Consider the following 22,377-nt stretch of genomic DNA (forward strand, 5'->3'; position numbering starts at 1 on the left):
TGACGATAATTGCCGAAATTAACTTTTATCAAGTCAATTGAAATTAAACGGTTTTTTGTTGCTATTTGTAATTGAGTAGCAATCCGCCGGTGATAAAATTGTTTTGACAAAATGGTAACAATTTCGATCATGGTGATCGAACAGATGTGCAGGCCGGAGCTTCCCAAGAAAAAGAACAGGAGTGCCCGGCTTGATGACGGGAATCGCAGCGGGCTGACGATTCTTTCCTGGGATGCGGGTTGGGTAGGGGAGGCCGGTGGGATGCCGGCTGATCGTGTTGATGAGAGTTCTCAAAAGCAAGCGTTTCATACTGGGCGTTTCATTGGGCTTGGCCGCGCATTCTGCGCCCCAGGCGGCTGACAAGCCGCCGACCGCTGACGCCGCGGCCGCCGTGCAAGCCACACCGGCCACACCGGCCACCTTCGACAACAAACTGGACGCTCCGCCGCAAATCCGGCTGGGCGCCGATCCGGCCGGGCCATCGGCGACGGACTATCGTCTGCCGGGTTTGCCCGCCGACACCCCGCCGCCTTCGGCCCAGGACGAAATCCTGCTGTTGCTGCGCCAGTCCGACCCGGACTTCGCGGGCAACCAGATCGTCCTGCCGCAGATCAGCATCGTCACCGAAGGCGAGACGGTTGCGGACCTGAGCCTGCGCAGCGTGCTCGACCTGGCGCTCAACAACAGCTACAGCTACGCCGCCACCGCCGCCCAGGCCGACCAGGCGCGCTATGCCTCCAAGGCCACCGCCGGCCAGTTCGGCCCGACCCTGGATGTACGGGCGCAGAAGGGCAATGAATATTCGTCGCCGTCCTCGGTGATCGACCCCAATACTGGCCTGATCCAGCGCGCCTCGTACCACAAGCGCTGGGACGTGACCCTGATCGGCCGCCAGCCGATCTTCGCACCCGGTTCGTATTACGACTACCGCAAGAGCAGCTCGCTGGCCGACGCCGCCGACCTGCGCCGCGACGACGCCCGCGAGACCCTGTATTACAACGCCATCAAGGCGTATTACGACGTCATGCGCGCCTATGCCACGCTGTCGTTCTCGCGCAGCTACGCCCAGCGCATGGGCAACTTGCTGGATTACATGAACAAGCGCCTCGAAGGCGGCGGCGCCAGCCGCATCGACTTCGAACGCGTGCGCGGCCGCTCGCTGACCGCCCAGTCCGCCGTGGCCGAGGCCGAAGGGGCGCTGGAAAGCGCCATGGTGTCGCTGAACCAGATCACCGGCCGCAAGATCGAGCAGATCGAAGTGCCGGACCACATGATGCCGACCGTGCCGGACACCTCCAAGCTGGCCCTGCAGGATGTCTACGAGACCAACCCCGGCGTGCGCGCCGCGCGGCGCGACGTGGATGCGGCCAACCAGGAGCTGAAGTCGGCGCGCGCCAAGTTCTCGCCCACGCTGGCCCTGGAATGGACCCAGACCAAGACCCGGGGTGCGGGCGGTGCCATCGATACCACCGACAACAGCCTGCAGCTGACCACCGACCGCCGCCTGATGATGGTGGTGAGCATGAACCTGCTCAATGGCGGCTCGGACCTGTATTACACCAAGCAGGCTGGTGCCAAGTACGTCGAAAAGAGCAATACCGCGCTGGACCTGGAACGTAAATTGCGTGAGCAGATCGAGATCAATTACCGCACGCTGGGCGCGGTGAGAAAGCGCATGGAGATTTCGCGCCAGGCCTATCTGACCAATGCCAACGTGGCCGATGTCTTCCTGGAGCAGCTCTCCACCGGCAGCAAACAATTGCTGGATGTGCTGGACGCCTACCAGCAGGCCTACCAGGCACGCATGGATTTTGCCAACCTGCTGTTCCAGCAGGCCGACCTGAGCTACCAGATCCTGCGCAACACCGGTCGCGCATCGGCACTGGAAACCCTGCCCACGCGGGCGTCCAACAAGACGGGGGAATGATGGAGGGCGGCAAGGAACAGAACTTCTGGCCAGGCTTCGTGGACGCGTTGTCCAACGTGGTGCTGGTGATGATTTTCGTGGTGGTGGTGTTCGTGGTGACGCTGTTCTACTACTCGCAGAAGCTGGCCCAGATGAAGGTCAGCAAGCTCATCTCGCAAGGCCAGGTGCAGGTCGTGGGCGAGTCCAAGGCCAAGAAGACCGACACCATCGCCACCGCCGACAGCACCAGTACCAACAGTGCCGAAACCCCCGGCGAGAGGGAGAAGGCGCAGGAAATCGAACAATTGAAGCGCGAAGTGGCCAGCCTCAAGGCCAAGCTGGCCGCGCCGCCCCTGCAGTCCGACAACGGCAGCCTGCGCAGTTCCGCCGCGCCCTCCAGCCCCAATGCGATCCAGGTCAAGACCGAACCCAACGACAAGGAAGTCGCGCCCGGCCTGCGTATCGACGCCAACGAGAAAGCGGTGACCCTGAACTTCGACGCCGACTCCACCCAGTTGAATGACGAGGGCACCAAGGCGCTCGACAAGAGCATCGGCGACTGGGTACGCCGCGCCAAATCCAGCCAGGGCAAGATCGTGGTCACCGGCGTGATCGGCAGTGGTGCCTACAGCGAGAGCCGGCGCCGCGCCTTCTATCGGACCGTTGCGGTACGCAACTACCTCATCGACGCCGGCGTGGACAAGGAACGCGTCACCAGCCGCGTGGCCACCGATGAAAACGGCAGCGGCAATGATGCCCGCGTGATCGTGCAATACCAGGCCTCGGCAAAATGACGCTCTCGCTCAAGCCCGGCACCGGCCACGGGATCCGTTCCCGCAGCAAGGGCTTCATGCGCCGCGTGGCGCCGCGCCTGGACCGCCGCCTGGGCGAGCTGCAGGCCATGCCGCGCCCGCGCCTGGCGGTGCTGGCCTGCACGCTGCTGCTGGCCTTGCTGGTGATCTGGTCGATGCTGGCGCCCATTGACATGGTGGTGCGCGGCAGCGGGCGCATCGTCGCCTCTGAACACAACCAGGTCATCCAGCATCTGGAAGGCGGCATCGTCTCGGCCATCCTGGTGCGCGAGGGCGCGGTGGTCAGGAAGGGCCAGACCCTGATCTCGATAGCCGATGTGCGCGCCAATGCCGATCTCGGTGAAGGCCGCGTCAAGATCCTCGGCCTGCGCGCCAAGATCGCGCGCCTCTCGGCCGAAGCGGCCGGCGCCACCAGCCTGCAGATGCCGGCCGACCTCGAACACGATGACCCGGCCGTACAAAGCGAGCAAGCTGCCTTCGCCGCGCGCTCGGCCAAGCTCATGCAGGAAATGTCGGTGCTGCGCGAGCAGGCCGCGCAACGCCAGGCCGAACTGGGCGAAGCGGTCAGCCGCCAGAAGAGCCAGGCCAGCGAACTGGACCTGGCGCAGCGCCAGTACAAGCTCATCCACAACATGCTCGAACGCAATGCCGCCTCGCAGCTGGAAGACATCCAGGCCGCCGCCCGCGTGCAGGATGCACAGAGCAAGCTCTCGGCCAACGATGCCATGATCCCGCGCCTGAAAGCGGCCATCGCCGAATCGCAGGCCAAGATGGGCGAAGCGTCCTCGCGCTTCCGTTCGGACGCCCGCGCCGAACTCACGGCGGCGGAAACCGAACTGGCGCGCCTGCAGGAAGAAATCAAGTCGCGCAATGACCGCGTCTCGCGCTCGGAGGTGAAGGCCCCCATGGATGGCGTGGTCAACCGCGTCATGATCAATACCGTGGGCGGCGTGGTCCGTCCGGGCGACCCCATCATCGAGATGACCCCCAGCGACGACAAGCTGGTCATCGAAGCCCGCATCTCCCCCACCGATCGCGCCGAACTGGCCGCCGGTGCCAAGGCGCGGGTGAAGGTCTCGGCCTATGACTATGGCGTCTATGGCGCCATGGAAGGCGTGGTCACCGAGATCAGTGCCGACACCGTGCCGGACGAAAACAATCCCCGCGGCGAGCGCAGCTATCGCATCAAGATCGCCGTGCAGCGCGGCGACAACGAACTGCAGCGCAAGCTGGCGCTGATGCCCGGCATGACCGCCAGCGCCGACATCATCGTCGGCCGCCGCACGGTGTGGCAGTACCTGATGTCGCCGCTGTCACGCTTCGGCCAGGGTGCCCTGCGGGAGCCGCGATGAACTGCACCGCCCAGCAAAAATTGATGTATTGCTCGCCGCAAAGCCGCATCCACAAAGGCTTTGCGGCGGTTGACGTTTTCTGCACCATCCCCTTTCCCTGCGTTCTTTTTTCCGGAACCTCGCACGTATGAAAAACCTTCGCCAGTTCTACGCACTTGCCGCCATCCCGACGCTCCTGCTGCTGTTGGGCGCTTTCCTGTTCCGGGGATTCGTGGGGCATGCGATCCAGATCAATCCCTTCCTGAACCTGTTCATCATCGCGGTGGCGGTGTTCGGCATTGGCCTGATCGTCTACAACCTGTATCGCGTCAACTGGGAATACGACAAGCTGATGCAGTTCTACGACCGCACCAAGGCGGGCGAATCGATGGACAGCCTGGTGAAAGCACCTGAATTCGAAGGCACCGAGATCGGCCAGGTGCTGGTGTCGGTGGCCAGCACCAAGGGCCGGCTGACTTCCCGTATCGAGCAGGAAACCATCGAAGGCTCGCTGCATGACCTGCGGGCGCACCTCGATGCCAAGACCGAATTCCCGCAATTCCTGACCGGCTTCATGATCGCGCTGGGCCTGCTCGGTACCTTCATCGGCCTGCTCGAAACCCTGGTCAGCACTGCGGCCTTGATCGACGGCTTCGGCAAGGCCAGCACGGCCGGCGACATGGATGCCTCCTTCATGCACCTGGTGGCCGACCTGCAAAAACCGCTGGCCTCGATGGGTACCGCTTTCTCGGCCTCGATGTTCGGCCTGATCGGCTCGCTGGCGCTGGGCCTGACCCTGACGCCGCTGCGTGCGGCCAGCAAGAAGCTGGTCACCCGCGCCCGCGAATGCATCAGCGACATGGTGCAGCACGTGGTGCACGACATGAGCGGCCCGGCGGCCACCCAGCGCCAGGGCGTGTCGGAAACCTTCCTCGCCGAATTCCTGCAGGACCTCATGGTGCTGCAGCGCGAATCCATCATGGCCGCGCGCAACAGCTCGGAAGCGTCGCTGCAGGCCGGCATCAAGCTCGAAGGCCTCAACGACCGCTTGAACAACATCGTCCAGCTCTTCAACGACAGCATGGAAGAATCGCGCAGCCTGCGCCAGCTGGTCGCCTTCGGCCCGCGCATGCACGAGACCGCGCAGCAGACGCTGGAAGAAATCCGCAACGTCGGCCAGTTGATCAACACCAAGATCACCTCGGCGCGCGATCTCTCCGACAGCCTGTCCTCGCTGGAAGAACGCCTCTCGGTCAATGGCGACATCGCCAACCGCACCTTCGAAGTGCTGCCGCAGATCGTCACCACCATCCAGGCCGGCCAGCTGGCGCTGTCTTCTGCGCTCAATTCGCTGCAGACCCAGCAGGGCGAGATTTCCAACATGAACGAAAAGAACGCGCAGAATATCGCGCAGCTGCCGGCATTGCTCAACCAGATCTCGGTGCGCCTGGCCGACGAGATGGGCGCCATCCAGTACCAGGGCGAACTGCAGGCTACCGTGGCAGCACGCCTGAACGAACTGGGCAACACCATCGGCGAGAACTCCAGCAACATGGCGCGCGATGCGCTCTCGGCACGCCAGCTGCAGATCGACCTGGCCAAGCACATGGCCATGCAGAACGACCGCGTCAAGAACCTGGGCGCCATCCCGCAATCGCTGACCTCGATCACCGAAGCGCTGATGCGCCAGAACATCAACTGGCAGACCGTCATCGAAGAAATGCGCAGCGGCCGCCAGACCATGGTCAAGGACCTGCGCCTGGAGCTGCGCGAAGCCATCCGCGAACTCACCGCCACCAATCGCGGCGGCCAGGCCTGATGCCGGCCTGACGACGACCGCCACCCACCATGAACGCCAGCGAACAGGTCCACATCGATCAGCCGCAAGTCCGCACGGACCTGCGCGCCGATCCCACTTACCTGACGCTGCTGCGCGCCTATGGCAGCCGCTTCGTCGAGATCATCGTGGCCGGCATCCTGGTCAACCTGCTGGGTTTGCTCATGCCGCTGTATTCGCGGCTGATCTACGACAAGGTGCTGGGCAACCACATCCCGGAAACGCTCTGGGCGCTGACGCTGGGCATGCTGCTCTTCATCGGGCTGGAGCTGGTGTTGCGCATCATCCGCGTGTATTACACCGAGCAACTGGCGGGGCGCCTGGATGGCGAGTTCGACGAAGTCTCGGCGCGCCGTTTGCTCACGGCCAAGGTGCAGGCGCCAGTGGGCGTGGTGCTGGCGCGCTACCGTGATCTCTCGGCCGCGCGCGACCTGCTCTCATCGAACTACATGCTGCTGCTGGTGGACCTGCCTTTCCTGGCGCTGTACCTGGTGGTGCTGGGCCTGATCGGCGGCCACATGGTGTGGGTGCTGCTGGTGGGCGGAGGGCTGCTGGTGGGCATGCAGCTGCTGTTGAAAGTCCCGGCCAATGACTACGCGCATGCGGCCATGAAGGCGGGTACCGGCAAGGTGGATAAACTGGCCAGCATCGTCTACGGCATGGAAACGCTCAAGACCACGCCGCTGCAAGACCGCCTCATGCGCGCCTTTCTGGCCGATGCCGGCGCCAATGCCGTGGCCCAGGCCAAGAGCCGCTTCTGGATGAACACCAGCTATGCCATCTCTACCGTGGGCTACACCTTCATCTCGGTGGCCACGCTGGTGGTAGGTGTCTATCTGGTGGAAGACAACCTGCTCACCGTCGGTGCGCTCATCGCCTGCTCGCTGCTGATCAGCCGCGCCACTACGGTCCTGTCGTCGCTGGCGGCGTTCTTGGGCCGCATCGAGATGTTCCGCCGTGCCCGCGCCGAGTTCGACCAGCTCTTTGAAGAACAGGAGCAGACCCCGACCGCCGATGTGCTGCGCCAGGAGATGCGTGGCCTGATCCAGGTCGGCAACCTGCTGCTGCACCTGGACCACAAAGAAAACGCCACCCTGAAGAACATCTCGCTGACCATCCAGCCCGGCGAGAAGGTCGGCCTGGTGGGCCGCTCGGGCTCCGGCAAGTCCACGCTGCTGCGCGCCCTGGCCGGCTTGCACAAGCCCGACGAAGGGCATGTCCTCATCGACGGCGTGGCCGTAACGGCCTACGCGCCCGAGGTACGGATGCGCTGCATCGGCTTCAAGCCGCAGGAACCCTTCCTCTTCGATGGCACGGTGGCGGCCAACATTTTCGTGGGTGACCGCGTGCCGGGGCAGGTCTATGAGGCGGCGCTGGCGGTGTCTTCGCTGGATGACCTGATCGCGCGCGGCGAGCTGCGCCTGGACCAGGCCATCAAGGCACCCGGCAATCTCTCCGGTGGCCAGCGCCAGATGGTGGCATTGGCGCGCGTGATCGCCTGCACCCCGCGCATCCTGCTGCTGGACGAACCGACCACCGGCGTGGACCAGCAGACCGAGGCCCGCATCATCGAGCGACTGGCAGCCTATGCCGGCCCGCGCACGCTGGTGGTGGCCACCCATAGCCCGGCGCTGTTGCGCCACGTGGACCGCATCATCGTCATCGATGGCGGGCGCATCGTGGCAGACGGACCGCGCGACCAGATTTTGCAGTGATCCTGCCCGGCAGGATCACCTTGAACCAGATTCAGTTTCAAATTCAGTTTCAGATTCAGATCCGACATCCGAACGATCTTCGATAGCGAGGAAACATGGCAACCGCAAGCTCATCACAAGCGAACTCCGCGGACAAGGTAGCAGGACCCGTGCGCGTGGTCATGCCCGACCAGGCCGGCAGCTTCCAGGTCAGCGCCACCCGCGCGGCCGTGCAGCACGTGCAGGTGGTCGACGTGGACATGGTGCTGCACATGGCCGATGGCACCAAGGTGGTGCTGGCCGGCGGTGCCATGGAGGCCATGGACGACAAGTCCAAGGTCAAGTTCACCGACATCAGCGCGGACACCGGCAAGCTGCTCGATACGGTGGGCAAGATCTCGCTCAAGCCCAATGACCAGTCGCGGGTGCTCAATTCCGATCCGGTGGTCTCGCCGCCCAACGTGGCGCCGGCCCAGCAGGTGACGGTGGACCGCAACTCGGCCAGCATCGGCAACGAAGGCGCGACCCAGTTCGCCCAGATCATCAGCGACAATTCGGCCTCGCTGACCAGCAGCAGCGGCACGTCCAAATCCTCCACCTCGGCCGGGGCGGTGGTCGGTGGCGATACCACGCACACCACCGTCGGTGCCACGGCAGCGGCAGCACAAAACCTGGTGTCCAATACGCCGCCGGTCTTTTCGCCCCAGATCAATCCGAATTCCAACGACGCGCCGACCAAGCCGACGGAACCGCAGCTGCCGCCGGAACGCCCGGGTAGCAAGCCCTCCACCATCGTGGTCGATCCGTCCCAGCCGTCCATGGCGATCAAGCTGGTCAACCTGGCCACCACCACCCAGACTGGCGACACGCTCTACGGCAGCGGCGGCATTCCTGTCTCGGCCACCGATGCCGGGCTGCCCTTGCAGTTCAGTACCCAGGTCATCAATGCCCCTGACAGCGTGCGTACCATCTACGCGGCGGGCAACAATGCCGGCACCTTCATCAAGGTGTTCGATGTCACCATCACCGGCAATGGCACGGTGCTGTCGGTGACGGTCTCGGGCGTGCCGGCGGGCATGTCCATCGTCAACGGCACCGACCTCGGTGGCGGACGCTTCCAGATGACGGTAGCCGCCGGCCAGACCGACTTCCCGATACAGTTCCAGTACAGTACGGTGGAAGCCAACTCATCCTCACCGGTACACCAGGCCTTCGACCTCAGCTTCACCACCGTGGTGGCCACCTCCAATGGCCAGCTCACCCTGAACGATACACGCCACGTGGCCGTCAAGGATGCCACCGGCTATGGCGACCTGAGCTACCTCGATCCGGCCACCGGCGACCCGGTGCTGGTGCTGCCGGCCCAAGGCCTGCCGCACGAAATCCATGCCGGCAACGGCGGTGTGACGGTCTATGGCAGCAATGCCAATGACCTGCTCTACGGCGGCAGCGGCAACGACGTGCTCATCGGCGGGACCGGCAATACCTTCTTCCAGGGCGGGGCAGGGGCCGACCAGATCGTGGGCGGTGTCAACAGTACCGGCACCAATGTCAACACGGCCAGCTATGCCGGTTCCTCGGCCGGCGTGACGGTCAACCTGGTGACCGGCACCGGCACCGGCGGCGATGCCCAGGGCGACCAGCTGAGCAATATCCAGAACCTGCGCGGCAGCGCCTTCGACGATACCTTCGTGGCCAATGCGGCGGTCAATCGGCTCGACGGTGGCAGCGGCGGGTCCGATACAGTGTCGTACACTTCATCGAACAGTGCCGTGACAGTCAACCTGGTCACCGGCACCGGCACCGGCGGATACGCACAGGGCGACACCTATACACATATCCAGAACGTCATCGGCAGCGACTACAACGATGTCTTCGTGGCCAGCGGCGAGGCCAACCGTTTCGATGGCGGGCTGGGGTCCAACACGGTGTCCTATGCCAGCTCCAACGCCGGGGTGAACGTCAACCTGCAAAGCGGCGTGGGCAGCGGCGGGGCGGCAGCGGGCGATACCTACGTGCGCATCCAGAACGTCATTGGTACCGCCTACAACGATACCTTCGTGGGCAGTGCCGACGTCAACAGTTTCGATGGTGGCAGCGGCGGCAGCGATACGGTCAGCTATGCGGGTTCCACGGCCGGGGTGTCGATCAACTTCGTCTCCGGACGCGGCACCGGCGGCTATGCCGAGGGCGACAGCTACAACCACATCCAGAATGCGATTGGCTCAGCCTACAATGACGTCTTCATCGCCGGCGTGGACAGCGTGCACTTCGACGGTGGCAGCGGCGGTTCCGATACGGTGAACTACGGTGCCTCCACCGGTGCGGTCACGGTGAACATGATCACCATGAGCGGCAGCGGCGGCTACGCGCAGAACAATACCTACACCAACATCCAGAACATCGTCGGCAGCTCCTACTCCGACACCTTCATCGCCAGTGCTGCCGCCAACAATTTCAACGGCGGACTGGGCGGTTCGGACACGGTCAGCTATGCCAGTTCCAATGCCGCCGTCACGGTCGACCTGACCCACACGGACGGCACCGGCACCTTCGGCGGCTATGCCCAGGGCGACGTGCTGGCGCACATCCAGAACCTGGTCGGCAGCGCCTACAATGACACCTTCATCGCCAGCGCCGACGTCAACAATTTCAACGGCGGCGGTGGTTCCAACACGGTCAGCTACATCTTCTCGACCGGCGGCGTGACGATCGACCTGACCAATGCGATTGGTACCGGCACCGGCGGTTACTATGCCGCAGGCGACTCCTTCAGCAACATCCAGAACCTCATCGGCAGCGCCTACGACGACACCTTCGTGGCCAGCGCCGACGCCAATACCTTTGATGGCGCCGGCTCCAACCACAACCGCGTCAGCTATGCCGCCTCCACCACCGCAGTGACGGTGGACCTGAACTACGCCGACGGCACCGGCACCTCCGGCGGCTATGCGCAGGGCGACAAGCTCTCCAACATCCAGGATCTCACCGGCGGGGTCGGCAATGACACCTTCGTGGCCAGTGCAGCGGCCAACAACTTCGACGGCGGGGCCGGCTCGAACCGGGTCAGCTATGCCGCATCCAACGCCGGGGTCACGGTGGACCTGGTGCTGGGCAGCGGCAGCGGCGGCTATGCCGACAACGATACCTACGTCAACATCCAGAACGTCACCGGCAGCACCGCCAACGACACCTTCATCGCCAGCCTGGCGGCCAACGACTTCGTCGGCGGAGGCGGTACCAATACGGTCAGCTACGCCAAGGCCAGCGACGGCAATGGCGTCACCGTGGACCTGTTCCATGGCACCGGCAGCAATGGCTTTGCGGGGGGAGACACCTACAGCGGCATCCAGAACGTGATCGGCTCGGCCTACGACGACACCTTCATCGCCGACGGCAACACCAACGTCCTGGCCGGCGGGCTCGGTTCCAATACGGTCAGCTACGCCTTCTCGACGGCGGCCGTCACCGTCAACCTGGTCACCGGCAGTGGCAGCGGCGGCTTTGCTGCAGGCGATACCTACACCGGCATCCAGAACGTGGTGGGCTCCTCGCTGGACGACTTGGTCATCGCCAGCAGCGAAGCCAACAGCATCGATGGCGGCACCAGTACGGCCAGCTCGCACAACCGCGTCAGCTATGCCAGTTCGGATGCGGGCGTGACGGTAGACCTGAATTTCACCAATGGCAGCGGAACTTCCGGCGGTTACGCCACCGGCGACAAGCTCGCCAACATCCAGGATCTCACCGGCAGCAGCTTCGACGATACCTTCGTCGCCAGTCTGGCTGCCAACAACTTCGACGGTGGCGCCTCCTCGCACAACCGGGTCAGCTATGCCAGCTCGAACGCAGCGGTCACGGTGGACCTGAACTTCACCAACGGCACCGGTACCTCGGGCGGTTACGCGGCAGGCGATACGCTGACCAACATCCAGGACCTCACCGGCAGCAGCTTCGATGACACCTTCGTGGCCAGCAATGTGGCCAACCGTTTCGACGGCGGCACCAGCACGGCGAGCTCGCACAACCGGGTCAGCTATGCCAGGTCGGATGCGGGTGTCGTGGTCGACCTGAACTCCACCGACGGCACCGGCACCTCGGGCGGCTATGCGGCGGGCGATACCCTGGTCAACATCCAGGACATCACCGGCAGTGACTTCAACGATACCTTCGTGGCCAGTGCCGCCGCCAACAATTTCGAGGGCGGTGGCGGGACCAATACGGTCAGCTATGCGCGCGCCAATGACGGCGTCGGCGTCACCGTGGACCTGTTCCAGCACGTGGGCAGCAACGGCTTCGCGGCGGGCGATACCTACAGCAACATCCAGAACGTCATCGGCAGCAGCTACGCCGATCTCTTCATCGCCGACAACAACGTCAACAGCTTCACCGGCGGCGGCGGTTCCGATACGGTCAGCTATGCCAATTCGACGGCCGCCGTCACGGTTGACCTGGCCGGCGGAACCGGCACCGGCGGCTTCGCCCAGGGCGACAGCTACAGCGGTATCCCCAACGTCATCGGTTCGTCCTTCAACGACACCATCCTGGCCAGCAGCGTGGCCAATGTCATCGACGGCAGCGGCGGCACGCACAATCGCGTCAGCTATGCCAGCTCGGATGCGGCCGTCACGGTGGACCTGAACTTCACCAACGGCAATGGCACCTCGGGTGGCTATGCGGCCGGTGACAAGCTCTCCAACATACAGGACCTGACCGGCAGCGCCTTTGACGATACCTTCGTGGCCAGCAGCGTGGCCAACAACTTCGACGGCGGCACCGGCACCCAGCACAACCGGGTCAGCTATGCCAGCTCGAATGCGGCCGTCACGGTGGACCTGAACTTCACCAACGGCACCGGCACCTCGGGCGGCTATGCCACCGGCGATACCCTGACCAACATCCAGGACCTCACCGGCAGTATCTACGACGATGTCTTCGTCGCCAGCGCACTGGGCAACCGTTTCGACGGCGGTACCGGCTCGCTGCACAACCGGGTCAGCTATGCCAGTTCAACCGCCGGCGTGGTCGTCGACCTGAACTCCACCGACGGCACCGGCACCTCGGGCGGCTATGCCGCCGGCGATACCCTGGTCAACATCCAGGACCTCACCGGCAGTGACTTCAACGACACCTTCGTGGCCAGTGCCGCGGCCAACAATTTCGAGGGCGGTGCCGGGACCAACACGGTCAGCTATGCGCGCGCCAATGATGGCGTCGGCGTCACCGTGGACCTGTTCCAGCGTGCGGGCAGCAATGGCTTTGCAGCAGGCGACACCTACAGCAACATCCAGAACGTCATCGGCAGCAGCTACGCCGATCTCTTCATCGCCGACAACAACGTCAACAGCTTCACTGGCGGCGGCGGTTCCGATACGGTCAGCTATGTCAATTCGACGGCGGCCGTCACGGTCAACCTGGCCGCGGGAACCGGCACCGGCGGCTTCGCCCAGGGCGACAGCTACAGCGGTATCCCCAACGTCATCGGTTCCTCCTTCGACGACACCATCCTGGCCAGCAGCGTGGCCAATGTCATCGACGGCAGCGGCGGCACGCACAACCGCGTCAGCTACGCCAGCTCGGATGCGGCCGTCACGGTGGACCTGAACTTCACCAACGGCAATGGCACCTCGGGTGGCTATGCGGCCGGTGACAAGCTCTCCAACATCCAGGACCTGACCGGCAGCGCCTTTGACGATACGTTCGTGGCCAGCGGCGTGGCCAACAACTTCGACGGCGGCACCGGCACCCAGCACAACCGGGTCAGCTATGCCAGTTCGAATGCGGCCGTCACGGTGGACCTGAACTTCACCAACGGCACCGGTACCTCGGGCGGTTACGCGGCAGGCGATACGCTGACCAACATCCAGGACCTCACCGGCAGCATCTACGACGATGTCTTCGTCGCCAGTGCCTTGGGCAACCGCTTCGACGGCGGTACCGGCTCGCTGCACAACCGCGTCAGCTACGCCAGTTCCAACGCGGCGGTCACGGTGGACCTGAACTTTACCGATGGCACCGGCACCTCGGGCGGCTATGCGGCGGGCGACACCCTGGTCAATATCCAGGACCTCACCGGCAGCAACTTTGACGATACCTTCATCGCCAGTGCCGCCGGCAACGCGCTCGAAGGTGGCCTCGGCTCCAATACCGTCAGCTACGCCCGTTCGACCAGCAGCAATGCCACCGGTGTCACGGTGGACCTGAGCGCGGGCACCGGCTCGGGCAACTTCGCCCAGAACGATACCTACAGCAACATCCAGAACGTGATCGGCAGCGACATGGCCGATACCCTCACCGGCTTTGCCACGCCAGGCGTCACCTCGGTACTGACCGGCGGCAAGGGTGCCGACAGCATCACGGCGGTGGTCGCCAACCGGGCCGATACCTATGCGTCCTACGCGGGTTCCACGGCAGGCGTGAGCATCAACCTGCAGACCGGCGTGGGCACGGGAGGCGATGCCGCCGGTGACCGGCTCTACAACATCGACAACCTGATCGGCAGCAGCCTCAGCGATACCTTCTTCGCCAGCGCCAATGCCAACAAGCTCAATGGCGGCGCGGGTGGTTCCGATACGGTGAACTACTCGCTCTCCACCAGCAGCGACAGCACCACCGGCGTGACGGTGAACCTGTCCTCGGGCTCGGGCAGCGGCAACTATGCGCAGGGCGATACTTACGTCAACATCGAGAACGTGGTCGGCAGCGCCTTCAACGACACCCTGACCGGTTTCGCGACGTCCGGTACTCAATCGGTGCTGGAAGGCGGCGGCGGAGCTGACACCATCACGGCGGCTCTCACCAATCGTGGGGCGACCTATGCCTCCTATGCCGGTTCGGGCTCGGCCGTGACCATCGATCTCAAGAACGGCACCGGCACCGGCGGCGATGCCGACGGCGATACGCTGTTCAACATCGACAACGTCATCGGCAGCGCCTTCAACGACCTGTTCAAGGCCAGTACCCAGGCCAACAAGTTCGACGGCGGCAGCGGCGGCGTCGATACGGTGAGCTACGAGTACGATACCGGCGGCGTGACGGTGGACCTGACCAACACCCTGGCGGCCACCGGCACCTATGCGGTGGGCGACACCTTCACCAACATCGCCAACCTCACCGGCGGTTCGGGCAACGATACCTTCTATGCCAGCAGCGTGGCCAACAGTTTCAATGGCGGGACGGGCAACAACACGGTCAACTACACGCGCTCGGGCAGCACGCCGGTCGTGGTGGACCTGTTCCACGGCACCGGCAGCGGCGGCTATGCGGCGGGCGATACCTACGTCAACATCCAGAATGCCACCGGCAGCGCCGGCAGCGATACCTTCTACGCCAACAGCGCAGCCAATATCTTCAACGGCGGGGCAGGGGGCAGCGATACGGTGAGCTACCTGTATTCGACCGGCAGCGCGATTTCGGCCAGCCTGGTCGCGGGCGGCAGTGGCGGCGACGCCAGCGGCGACAGCTACGTCAGCATTGCCAACCTGGAAGGCAGCGCCAACGTCGACAGCACCCTGACCGGCAACAGCGCAGCCAATACTCTCTCCGCACGCGGCACGACGACGACCAACGTGCTCAGCGGCGGTGGCGCCAGTTCGGGGACCGATATTTTCAATGTCGTCGATGGCGGCACCAATACCGTCTCGGTCGGCACCGGCAACAACCTCATCAACGTCAGTGCGGGTTCCCACAGTGCGGCGGGCGCGAAGAGCGACATGGTCAACCAGACCACCGGCACCTCCAACATCAACACCATCAGCGGGGGCGCCGGGGTGACGACGCTGCACTTTGACGACCTGGGGTCGACGCTGAACCTGAGCAACTTCTCCAGCAAGGTCACCGGCATCACCACGCTGGACGTGAGTGCGGGCAGCGGCACCAACGTGATCATCACGGCCGATGACGTGCGCCAGATGGGCATGGCCGGCAGCGGCATCTCCAAGATCCTCACGGTCAAGATGAGTACCACCGAGAGCTTGCAGATCATGGCCAACGGCTCGGACCATTACGTCTACTTCCCCGGTTCGACCGACTATGCCTTCTACAACGCCAGCAACCAGGAAATCGCCCGCATCCACCTGGTGACGGCCTGATGGCCTGAGCGGGCAAGAGCGGGCAAGAGCGGGCAGGGCGATGGTCAGCGATCCATCGCCCGTTCCAGGAAGCGCCAGATGCCGGGGTCCGACATCCCGGCCACGTTGATGCGCATGCGGGTGGAGGGCAGCTGGGCGGGGGAGAACAGGCTGCCCGGCGCCAGCAGGAATCCTTCTTCCATCGCCTCTTCGGTCAGCACATTGGTATCGCGCCCGGTCTCCACCCACAGGAACATGCCGCAGGGCGGCGGATCGCCCACTTCCATGCCCATGCGTTCGAGCTGGCGCATGACCTTGTCGCGCGCACCGTTCAGGCGTGCGCGCAGGCGTTCGGCGTGCTTGCGGTAGTGTCCTTCGGAGAGCACCCGGTAGGCCACGCGCTCACCGATCTCGCCGGTGGTGAGGGTGGAGAGCAGCTTGCGGTCAGCCAGGCTGCGCGCCAGTTCGGCCGAGGTGGCGATGAAGCCCACGCGCAGGTTGGCCGAGAGCGTCTTGGAAAATCCCCCCAGGTAGATCACCCGCTGCAACTGGTCCAGCGCCGCGATGCGCGTGGCCGCCTGTACCGCGGAACCCGGATGCATGTCGCAATAGATGTCGTCCTCGACGATGATGAAATCATGTTCCTCGGCGATGCGCAGCACCTGGAATGCCTTGGCGGCCGACAGGGAAGTCGAGGTCGGGTTGTGCAGCACCGAGTTGATCACGTACAGCTTGGGCTTGTGGATCTCCGCCAGTTCGCGCAACTGGGCAATGTCCGGGCCATCGGCCAGGCGCGGGATGCCCACGATCTTGGCGCCCAGCGCGGCAAAGGAGCCGAACATCAGGAACCAGGCCGGATCATCCACGAACACCACATCCCCCGGCCGCAGGAAATGCCGCGCCACCGTATCGATGGCCTGGGTCACGCCCGTGGTCAGCACGAACTGGTCGGGGGCGGCGGCGATCTCCAGCTCGGCCAGTTTGAGCTGCAGCTGCTGGCGCAGCGGCAGGAAACCCAGCGGCGTGCCATAGCCCAGCAGCAGGGAAGGGTTGTCACGGCTGATGGCGCGCAGGGCGTTGGCGATCAGTTCGCCATCGAGCCAGTCCGGCGGCAGCAGGCCGCCACCGGGCATCTTGTGCGGCGGCATCTGGCGGAACATGTTGCGCACCAGCCAGACCACGTCCAGTCCACGCTCGGCCTCGGCGACCGCTTCGGCCTGCGCGGCCATGTTGCCGTAGCCGTTGGCAATGGCCACCCGCTCCTTGACATAAAAACCCGAGCCCCGGCGCGACTCCAGGTAACCCTGGGCCACCAGCCTGTCAAAGGCTTCCACCACGGTGAAGCGCGAGATCTCATGGGCATCGGCAAACTGCCGGATCGAGGGCATGCGCGCGCCGCCCCGCAGCAGTTTGTCGTCGATGCGGGCCCGCACGCCGCGCACGATCTGCTCCACCAGGGACTCGCCACCCTCGCGAATGAGCAGGGGCCAGCCGGGCAGGCCGCTGTCAGCGACAACTGTCTTGGCAGGGATGCTGCGCAGATGCTTGACTGTATTGGTCATTTTACCGTGACAATGTTTGAAACTATTTGGAAAAGTGTATAGGTACTGTACTGGTATTGTCGGCTAGGATGTCAGCCAATGCAAGAGTAAGTGACCTGGCGACAAAGTGCCCGGTGACGCGGTGAAGAGTGCTCTTGTTTCGCATCTTTTCGAGGAGACCATCGTCATGACCAGCCTGTCCATCCAAGCCAGCCAAGCCCCGCGCGCTGCCAGCGAACTGCTGCCCGGCCTGGGCGAGATCGAGCAGGCGGCCGGCATCGTCTATGCCGGCATGGCGCCGACCCCGCAACTGTGCTGGCCGCTGTTGAACCAGGCCCTGGGTGCCGAGGTGTGGGTCAAGCATGAGAATCACGCACCGACCGGCGCCTTCAAGGTGCGGGGTGGCATGGTCTATCTGCATCACCTGGCCCGGCAGCAGCCGCAACTGTCCGGCGTCATTTCCGCCACACGCGGCAATCACGGCCAGTCGGTCGGTTTGTCGGCGCGCCGCTTCGGCATTCCCGCCACCATTGTCGTGCCCGAGGGCAACAGCCGCGAGAAGAACGCCGCCATGCGCGCCCTCGGCGTGGACCTGATCGAACACGGCCGCGAATTCCAGGACAGCCGCGAGCACGCCCAGCGCCTGGCCCGCGAGCAGCAGCTGCACATGATCCCTTCCTTCCATCGCGACCTGGTGGCGGGCGTGTCGACCTACTGGATGGAATTGTTTGCCGCCCAGCCCGCGCTGGATGTGGTGCTGGTGCCCATCGGCCAGGGCTCGGGCATGTGCGGTGCGGTCGCCGCCCGCAATGCACTGGGACTCAAGACGCGCATCATCGGCGTGGTCTCGGCGCATGCGCTGGCCTACAAGCTCTCGTTCGAAGCGGGCCGCAAGATCGAGGCACCGGTCTCGACCTGCATCGCCGATGGCGTGGCCTGCCGCGTACCGGATGAGGCTTCGCTGCAGGTGATGCTGTCGCAGGTCGATGAGGTCGTGGCCGTCACCGATGACGAAGTGATGGATGCCATGAAGCTGGCCTTCATCGCCACCCACAACGTGGCCGAAGGCGCGGGCGCCTGTGCGCTGGCGGCCGCCCTGCAGCTGCGCACGCGGCTGCGCGGCAAGAAGATCGGCGTCACGCTTTCCGGCGGCAATGTCGACCATGACGTCTTTGCCGGTATCCTGGCGCGCCCCGGTGCGGCTGCCGATGCACTGCTGGCACCGGCCCAGGTGATGTCGCTGGCGCAGGCTGCGCAAAGGAGAAACGCATGATCGAAGCCTTGCTGCCGCTGATGTCGTTTGCCTTCGTCTCCTCCATCACGCCGGGGCCGAACAACATCATGCTGACCTCCTCGGGCATCTGGTTCGGCTTCCGTCGCTCGCTGCCGCACATGCTCGGTATCACTTTTGGCTTCGGCGTGCTGCTGGCCGTATGCGCATTCGGTATAGGCGAGCTGGTGGTGGCGGTGCCGCAAGTGGTGCTGCTGTTGAAGGCACTGGGCTGCGCTTATCTGCTCTACCTGGCCTGGCAGTTGCGCCGCATGGCCGTCTCCGGGGCGGGTGAGCGGGCGGTGCGGCCGATGTCGTTCCGGGCGGCCGCCATGTTCCAGTTCGCCAATCCCAAGGCCTGGGTGATGGCCATTACCGGTGCCTCGGCCTTCATGCCGTTGTTGCATGAGCAGTCCGGATGGCTGGCCATCCTGATTTATTGTGCGGTGTTCTGTGCCATCAACCTGCCTTGCGTGTCGGTGTGGGCCGGTGCCGGTGCGCTCTTGCGGCGCTATCTCGAACAGCCCCGGTGGCGCGCGATCTTTGCGGCAGTCATGATCTTGCTGACACTCTATTCGGCGCTGGCGATCTGGCTGTAGCAGCGGCAGAACATGGAAATCATTTATATCAATAACGCGTTTTGACCTCAGGGGACCCTCATGCAAGCCAGCAGCAAGACCAGCCACCCCGCAGCAGCGCCCGGTACTGGCACGGCCCGCCACGAAAGCCGCGGCATGTGGCTGGGCCTGATCGGCGTGGCCATCTTCAGCCTCACGCTGCCCTTCACCCGCATTGCGGTGGCCGAGCTCAACCCGGCCTTCGTGGCGTTCGGCCGCGCGGTCGTGGCAGGGGTCTGCGCATTGGTGCTGCTGGCCTGGATCAAGGCCCCGCGCCCGACCCGGCAGCAATTGCGCGGCCTCATCATCACCGCACTGGGCGTGGTGGTGGGCTTCCCGCTGTTTTCCTCGATTGCGATGCGTTATGTCCCGGCCGCCCATGGTGCCGTGGTGGTCGGTCTCCTGCCGCTGGCCACGGCCCTGTTCGGCGCGCTGCGCTTCGGTGAGCGGCCTTCCAAGGGCTTCTGGCTGGCGGCGCTGGCGGGCTCCGGCATCGTGATCGCCTTTGCCCTGCGCGAAGGGGGCGGCAGTTTCCATCTGGCTGATTTCGCGCTCTTTGCCGCCGTGGTCACTGCGGCCATGGGCTATGCCGAAGGCGGACGCCTGGCGCAGACCATGGGCGGCCAGAACGTGATCGCCTGGGCGCTGGTGGTGGCCTTGCCGGTGATGCTGCCGGTGTCGGTGTGGCTGGGCTGGCAGTATGGCGTAAGCGCCTCGTCGCCGGCCTGGCTGGCCTTTGCCTATGTGTCGCTGTTCTCGATGTTCATCGGCTTTTTCTTCTGGTACAAGGGCCTGGCCCTGGGCGGCATCGCCCGTGTAGGGCAGGTGCAATTGTTGCAACCTTTCATGAGCCTGCTGGGCGCGGCAGTGATCGCCCATGAAGCGCTGGATGCGAGCAACATGCTCTTTGCCCTGGCCGTGATCGTGGTGGTGGCCATCGGCCGCCGCATGGCGGTGCGCCGCTGAAGGCCGCGCAGGCAGGGTGCGGCAAGCCGCTGACGCAGCTCTGACCGGGTTTGCGAGCCGAAATAGTTCAGCTGGGTCGGGCTAAAGCGGCCGTTTTTTGAGATAATCGAACACTTGTTTTTTCACATTTTGTCAACGCGCAACGCGCGAGCCATTGGCCTTTTGCCTTTTGGTCGCAAGCGGGCGCTGTCCAACAGGGAGTACCGCATGTCCGTCTATGAAAAGCTGAAAGCACTGAACATCGAACTGCCCGCCGTGGCCACCCCGGCAGCAGCCTATGTGATGTATGCACAAACCGGCAATACCGTCTTCCTCTCCGGCCACCTGGCCAAGAAGGATGGCAAGGTATGGGTTGGCCAGCTGGGACGCGACATCGGCACCGACGACGCCAAGCTGGCCGCGCGCGCTGTGGCGGTGGACCTGATCGCCACCCTGCAGGCGGCCTGTGGCGGCGACCTGACCCGCGTCAAGCGCATCGTCAAGCTGATGAGCCTGGTCAATTCGACCGGTGAATTCACCGAACACCACCTGGTGACCAATGGCGCTTCCGAGCTGATCGGCGAAGTCTTCGGCGACGCCGGCAAGCACGCCCGTTCCGCCTTCGGCGTGGCGCAGCTGCCCATGGGCGCTTGCGTCGAAATCGAAATGATCGCCGAGATCGCCTGATCGCCTTGCATGACAGGGCAGTGGCGGCCACAGAAGCCGCCCGGCCCATGACCTCACCACCGAATACAGACTGAACGACCCGTATGAAACTCGAAAATCCCGCACCGCTGCAGTGGCAGTTCTCCCAGCGCGCCGAAGCCATGAAGAGCTCGGCCATCCGCGAAATCCTGAAGGTGACGATGCGTCCGGACATCACCTCCTTCGCCGGCGGCCTTCCCTCGCCGCTGACCTTCCCGGTCGAGCACATGAAGACCGCCTTCGACCGCGTGCTGAGCCAGCAAGGCAAGATGGCCCTGCAGTACGGCCCCACCGATGGCTATCTGCCGCTGCGTGAGTGGATCGCCGCGTCGCTCTCCACCGATGGCGCACAGATCACTGCCGAACAGGTGCTGATGGTCTCCGGTTCCCAGCAAGGCCTGGACCTGCTGGGCAAGGTGATGATCGACGAAGGCAGCAAGGTGCTGGTCGAGACCCCGAGTTATCTGGGCGCACTGCAGGCCTTCTCGCTGTATGGTGCCAAGTTCGAGTCGGTGCCCAGCGACGAATTCGGCCTGCAACCCGAGACCATCGAAGCCATCGCCAGCGGCGCGCGCATGCTGTATTCGCTGCCCAATTTCCAGAACCCGACCGGCCGCACCCTGCCCACAGAGCGCCGCTTCAAGCTGGTGGAAACCTGTGCCCGCCTGGGCCTGCCGCTGATCGAGGATGATCCCTACGGTGCCCTGAGCTACCAGAATGCGCCGCTGCCCAAGATGCTGTCGATGAATCCGTCGGGCGTGATCTACATGGGTTCCTTCTCCAAGGTGCTGACCCCCGGCATCCGCCTGGGCTACGTGGTGGCGCCGCGTCCGCTGATCCTGAAGATGGAGCAGGCCAAGCAAGCCACCGACCTGCACACTGCGCAGCTGACCCAGATGGTGGTGTACGAAGCCATCAAGGACGGCTTCCTGGACCAGCACGTGCCGACCATCCGCAAGCTCTATGGCGACCAGTGCCAGGCCATGCTGGACGCCCTGCAACAGTACTTCCCGGCCAGCTGCAGCTGGAGCAAGCCGGAAGGCGGCATGTTCATCTGGGTGACGCTGCCCGAGCACCTCGATGCCAGCGCGCTGTTGAACGAAGCAGTGGAACAGGAGAAGGTCGCCTTCGTCCCCGGCGCCCCGTTCTACGCCAACGTGGCGCAGAAGAACACGCTGCGCCTGTCCTTCGTGACCGTGCCGCCGGAGCAGATCCGTGCTGGTGTGGAGCGCCTGGGCAAGCTGATCGCTTCCAAGCTGTAAGCAGGGCTGAGCGTTTCACGGATGAAGATCGCCAATCTGCCCTTCGGCACCACCGACTGGAGCCAGATCCCCGCCACCGAGCATGCCGGCGTGACCGGTACGGCCTGGTGGCGCACCTGCCAGTTCGGCGACCTGCGCGTGCGCATGGTCGAGTACACGCCGGGTTACCTGGCCGATCACTGGTGCGTAAAAGGACATGTGCTGCTCTGCCTGGAAGGGGAGCTGCATACCGAGCTGGAGGATGGCCGCACGTTTGTCCTCAAGCCGGGCATGAGCTATCAGGTGGCCGATGATGCTGAGCCGCACCGGTCGTCGACGGCGGTGGGGGCGAAGTTGTTCATTGTGGATTGATTGGCAGAGGTAGCGCGGTTTGCACGAACGCATGCTT

General features: G+C 64.3%; 14 protein-coding genes. 12 read left to right on the forward strand and 2 right to left on the reverse strand.

Features of this window, described 5'->3' with window-relative positions:
- Positions 1-33: 33 nt before the first annotated feature.
- Positions 34-309 carry a hypothetical protein gene (locus ACLRDN_RS08910; protein WP_413460457.1) on the reverse strand — a complete coding sequence of 92 codons (276 nt, stop codon included), beginning with the start codon at positions 307-309 and terminating at the stop codon, positions 34-36.
- Here ACLRDN_RS08910 and ACLRDN_RS08915 point away from each other — a divergent pair.
- The 6 genes from ACLRDN_RS08915 to ACLRDN_RS08940 all read left to right on the forward strand — a co-directional run bounded on the left by ACLRDN_RS08915 (position 272) and on the right by ACLRDN_RS08940 (position 15,670).
- A complete protein-coding gene (locus tag ACLRDN_RS08915; protein WP_413460371.1) occupies positions 272-1,927 on the forward strand; it encodes a TolC family protein in 1,656 nt (551 codons plus the stop codon). The genes ACLRDN_RS08910 and ACLRDN_RS08915 overlap by 38 nt on opposite strands.
- Complete coding sequence (locus ACLRDN_RS08920) at positions 1,927-2,700, forward strand: cell envelope biogenesis protein OmpA (RefSeq protein ID WP_413460372.1); 774 nt, start codon at positions 1,927-1,929, stop codon at positions 2,698-2,700. Before ACLRDN_RS08915 ends, ACLRDN_RS08920 begins: the two co-directional genes overlap by 1 nt.
- Entirely contained in the window at positions 2,697-4,070 is a 1,374-nt protein-coding gene (locus tag ACLRDN_RS08925) for an HlyD family type I secretion periplasmic adaptor subunit (protein WP_413459833.1), read from the forward strand. Before ACLRDN_RS08920 ends, ACLRDN_RS08925 begins: the two co-directional genes overlap by 4 nt.
- A 127-nt stretch (positions 4,071-4,197) precedes the next feature.
- Positions 4,198-5,868 carry a biopolymer transporter ExbB gene (locus tag ACLRDN_RS08930; RefSeq protein ID WP_413459834.1) on the forward strand — a complete coding sequence of 557 codons (1,671 nt, stop codon included), beginning with the start codon at positions 4,198-4,200 and terminating at the stop codon, positions 5,866-5,868.
- A 29-nt stretch (positions 5,869-5,897) separates the two neighbouring features.
- On the forward strand, positions 5,898-7,601 hold the full coding sequence (locus ACLRDN_RS08935) for a peptidase domain-containing ABC transporter (RefSeq protein WP_413459835.1): 1,704 nt from the start codon (positions 5,898-5,900) through the stop codon (positions 7,599-7,601).
- A gap of 161 nt (positions 7,602-7,762) precedes the next feature.
- Positions 7,763-15,670 carry a calcium-binding protein gene (locus tag ACLRDN_RS08940; protein ID WP_413460373.1) on the forward strand — a complete coding sequence of 2,636 codons (7,908 nt, stop codon included), beginning with the start codon at positions 7,763-7,765 and terminating at the stop codon, positions 15,668-15,670.
- A gap of 44 nt (positions 15,671-15,714) precedes the next feature.
- Here ACLRDN_RS08940 and ACLRDN_RS08945 read toward each other — a convergent pair whose 3' ends face one another.
- Positions 15,715-17,211 carry a PLP-dependent aminotransferase family protein gene (locus ACLRDN_RS08945; protein ID WP_413459836.1) on the reverse strand — a complete coding sequence of 499 codons (1,497 nt, stop codon included), beginning with the start codon at positions 17,209-17,211 and terminating at the stop codon, positions 15,715-15,717.
- Positions 17,212-17,377: 166 nt separating this feature from the next.
- Here ACLRDN_RS08945 and ACLRDN_RS08950 point away from each other — a divergent pair, with 166 nt between their 5' ends.
- The 6 genes from ACLRDN_RS08950 to ACLRDN_RS08975 all read left to right on the forward strand — a co-directional run bounded on the left by ACLRDN_RS08950 (position 17,378) and on the right by ACLRDN_RS08975 (position 22,340).
- A complete protein-coding gene (locus tag ACLRDN_RS08950) occupies positions 17,378-18,463 on the forward strand; it encodes a threonine dehydratase (RefSeq protein ID WP_413459837.1) in 1,086 nt (361 codons plus the stop codon).
- Complete coding sequence (locus tag ACLRDN_RS08955; protein ID WP_413459838.1) at positions 18,460-19,059, forward strand: LysE family translocator; 600 nt, start codon at positions 18,460-18,462, stop codon at positions 19,057-19,059. The genes ACLRDN_RS08950 and ACLRDN_RS08955 overlap by 4 nt, the downstream gene beginning before the upstream one ends.
- A gap of 60 nt (positions 19,060-19,119) precedes the next feature.
- Entirely contained in the window at positions 19,120-20,043 is a 924-nt protein-coding gene (locus ACLRDN_RS08960) for a DMT family transporter (protein ID WP_145602679.1), read from the forward strand.
- 207 nt (positions 20,044-20,250) lie between these two features.
- On the forward strand, positions 20,251-20,709 hold the full coding sequence (locus tag ACLRDN_RS08965) for a RidA family protein (protein ID WP_039786637.1): 459 nt from the start codon (positions 20,251-20,253) through the stop codon (positions 20,707-20,709).
- Between the two features lie 83 nt (positions 20,710-20,792).
- Positions 20,793-21,989, forward strand: coding sequence for a PLP-dependent aminotransferase family protein (locus ACLRDN_RS08970; RefSeq protein ID WP_413459839.1), 1,197 nt, complete (start codon positions 20,793-20,795; stop codon positions 21,987-21,989).
- Positions 21,990-22,010: 21 nt separating this feature from the next.
- The gene (locus tag ACLRDN_RS08975; protein ID WP_413459840.1) at positions 22,011-22,340 is read left to right on the forward strand and encodes a DHCW motif cupin fold protein; all 330 of its coding nucleotides are present in this window, start codon (positions 22,011-22,013) and stop codon (positions 22,338-22,340) included.
- The last annotated feature ends 37 nt before the right edge of the window (positions 22,341-22,377 follow it).

Origin of the sequence: Herbaspirillum huttiense (genome assembly GCF_047300815.1) — a bacterium.
GTDB classification, from domain to species: Bacteria; Pseudomonadota; Gammaproteobacteria; order Burkholderiales; family Burkholderiaceae_D; genus Herbaspirillum; species Herbaspirillum huttiense_A.

What these genes read in the sequence shown, in the direction of transcription:
- ACLRDN_RS08910 (WP_413460457.1), bottom strand. Translation starts at nt 309, where the DNA reads ATGAAACGCTTGCTTTTGAGAACTCTCATCAACACGATCAGCCGGCAT.
- ACLRDN_RS08920 (WP_413460372.1), top strand. Translation starts at nt 1,927, where the DNA reads ATGGAGGGCGGCAAGGAACAGAACTTCTGGCCAGGCTTCGTGGACGCG.
- ACLRDN_RS08925 (WP_413459833.1), top strand. Translation starts at nt 2,697, where the DNA reads ATGACGCTCTCGCTCAAGCCCGGCACCGGCCACGGGATCCGTTCCCGC.
- ACLRDN_RS08930 (WP_413459834.1), top strand. Translation starts at nt 4,198, where the DNA reads ATGAAAAACCTTCGCCAGTTCTACGCACTTGCCGCCATCCCGACGCTC.
- ACLRDN_RS08935 (WP_413459835.1), top strand. Translation starts at nt 5,898, where the DNA reads ATGAACGCCAGCGAACAGGTCCACATCGATCAGCCGCAAGTCCGCACG.
- ACLRDN_RS08940 (WP_413460373.1), top strand. Translation starts at nt 7,763, where the DNA reads ATGCCCGACCAGGCCGGCAGCTTCCAGGTCAGCGCCACCCGCGCGGCC.
- ACLRDN_RS08945 (WP_413459836.1), bottom strand. Translation starts at nt 17,211, where the DNA reads ATGACCAATACAGTCAAGCATCTGCGCAGCATCCCTGCCAAGACAGTT.
- ACLRDN_RS08950 (WP_413459837.1), top strand. Translation starts at nt 17,378, where the DNA reads ATGACCAGCCTGTCCATCCAAGCCAGCCAAGCCCCGCGCGCTGCCAGC.
- ACLRDN_RS08955 (WP_413459838.1), top strand. Translation starts at nt 18,460, where the DNA reads ATGATCGAAGCCTTGCTGCCGCTGATGTCGTTTGCCTTCGTCTCCTCC.
- ACLRDN_RS08960 (WP_145602679.1), top strand. Translation starts at nt 19,120, where the DNA reads ATGCAAGCCAGCAGCAAGACCAGCCACCCCGCAGCAGCGCCCGGTACT.
- ACLRDN_RS08965 (WP_039786637.1), top strand. Translation starts at nt 20,251, where the DNA reads ATGTCCGTCTATGAAAAGCTGAAAGCACTGAACATCGAACTGCCCGCC.
- ACLRDN_RS08970 (WP_413459839.1), top strand. Translation starts at nt 20,793, where the DNA reads ATGAAACTCGAAAATCCCGCACCGCTGCAGTGGCAGTTCTCCCAGCGC.
- ACLRDN_RS08975 (WP_413459840.1), top strand. Translation starts at nt 22,011, where the DNA reads ATGAAGATCGCCAATCTGCCCTTCGGCACCACCGACTGGAGCCAGATC.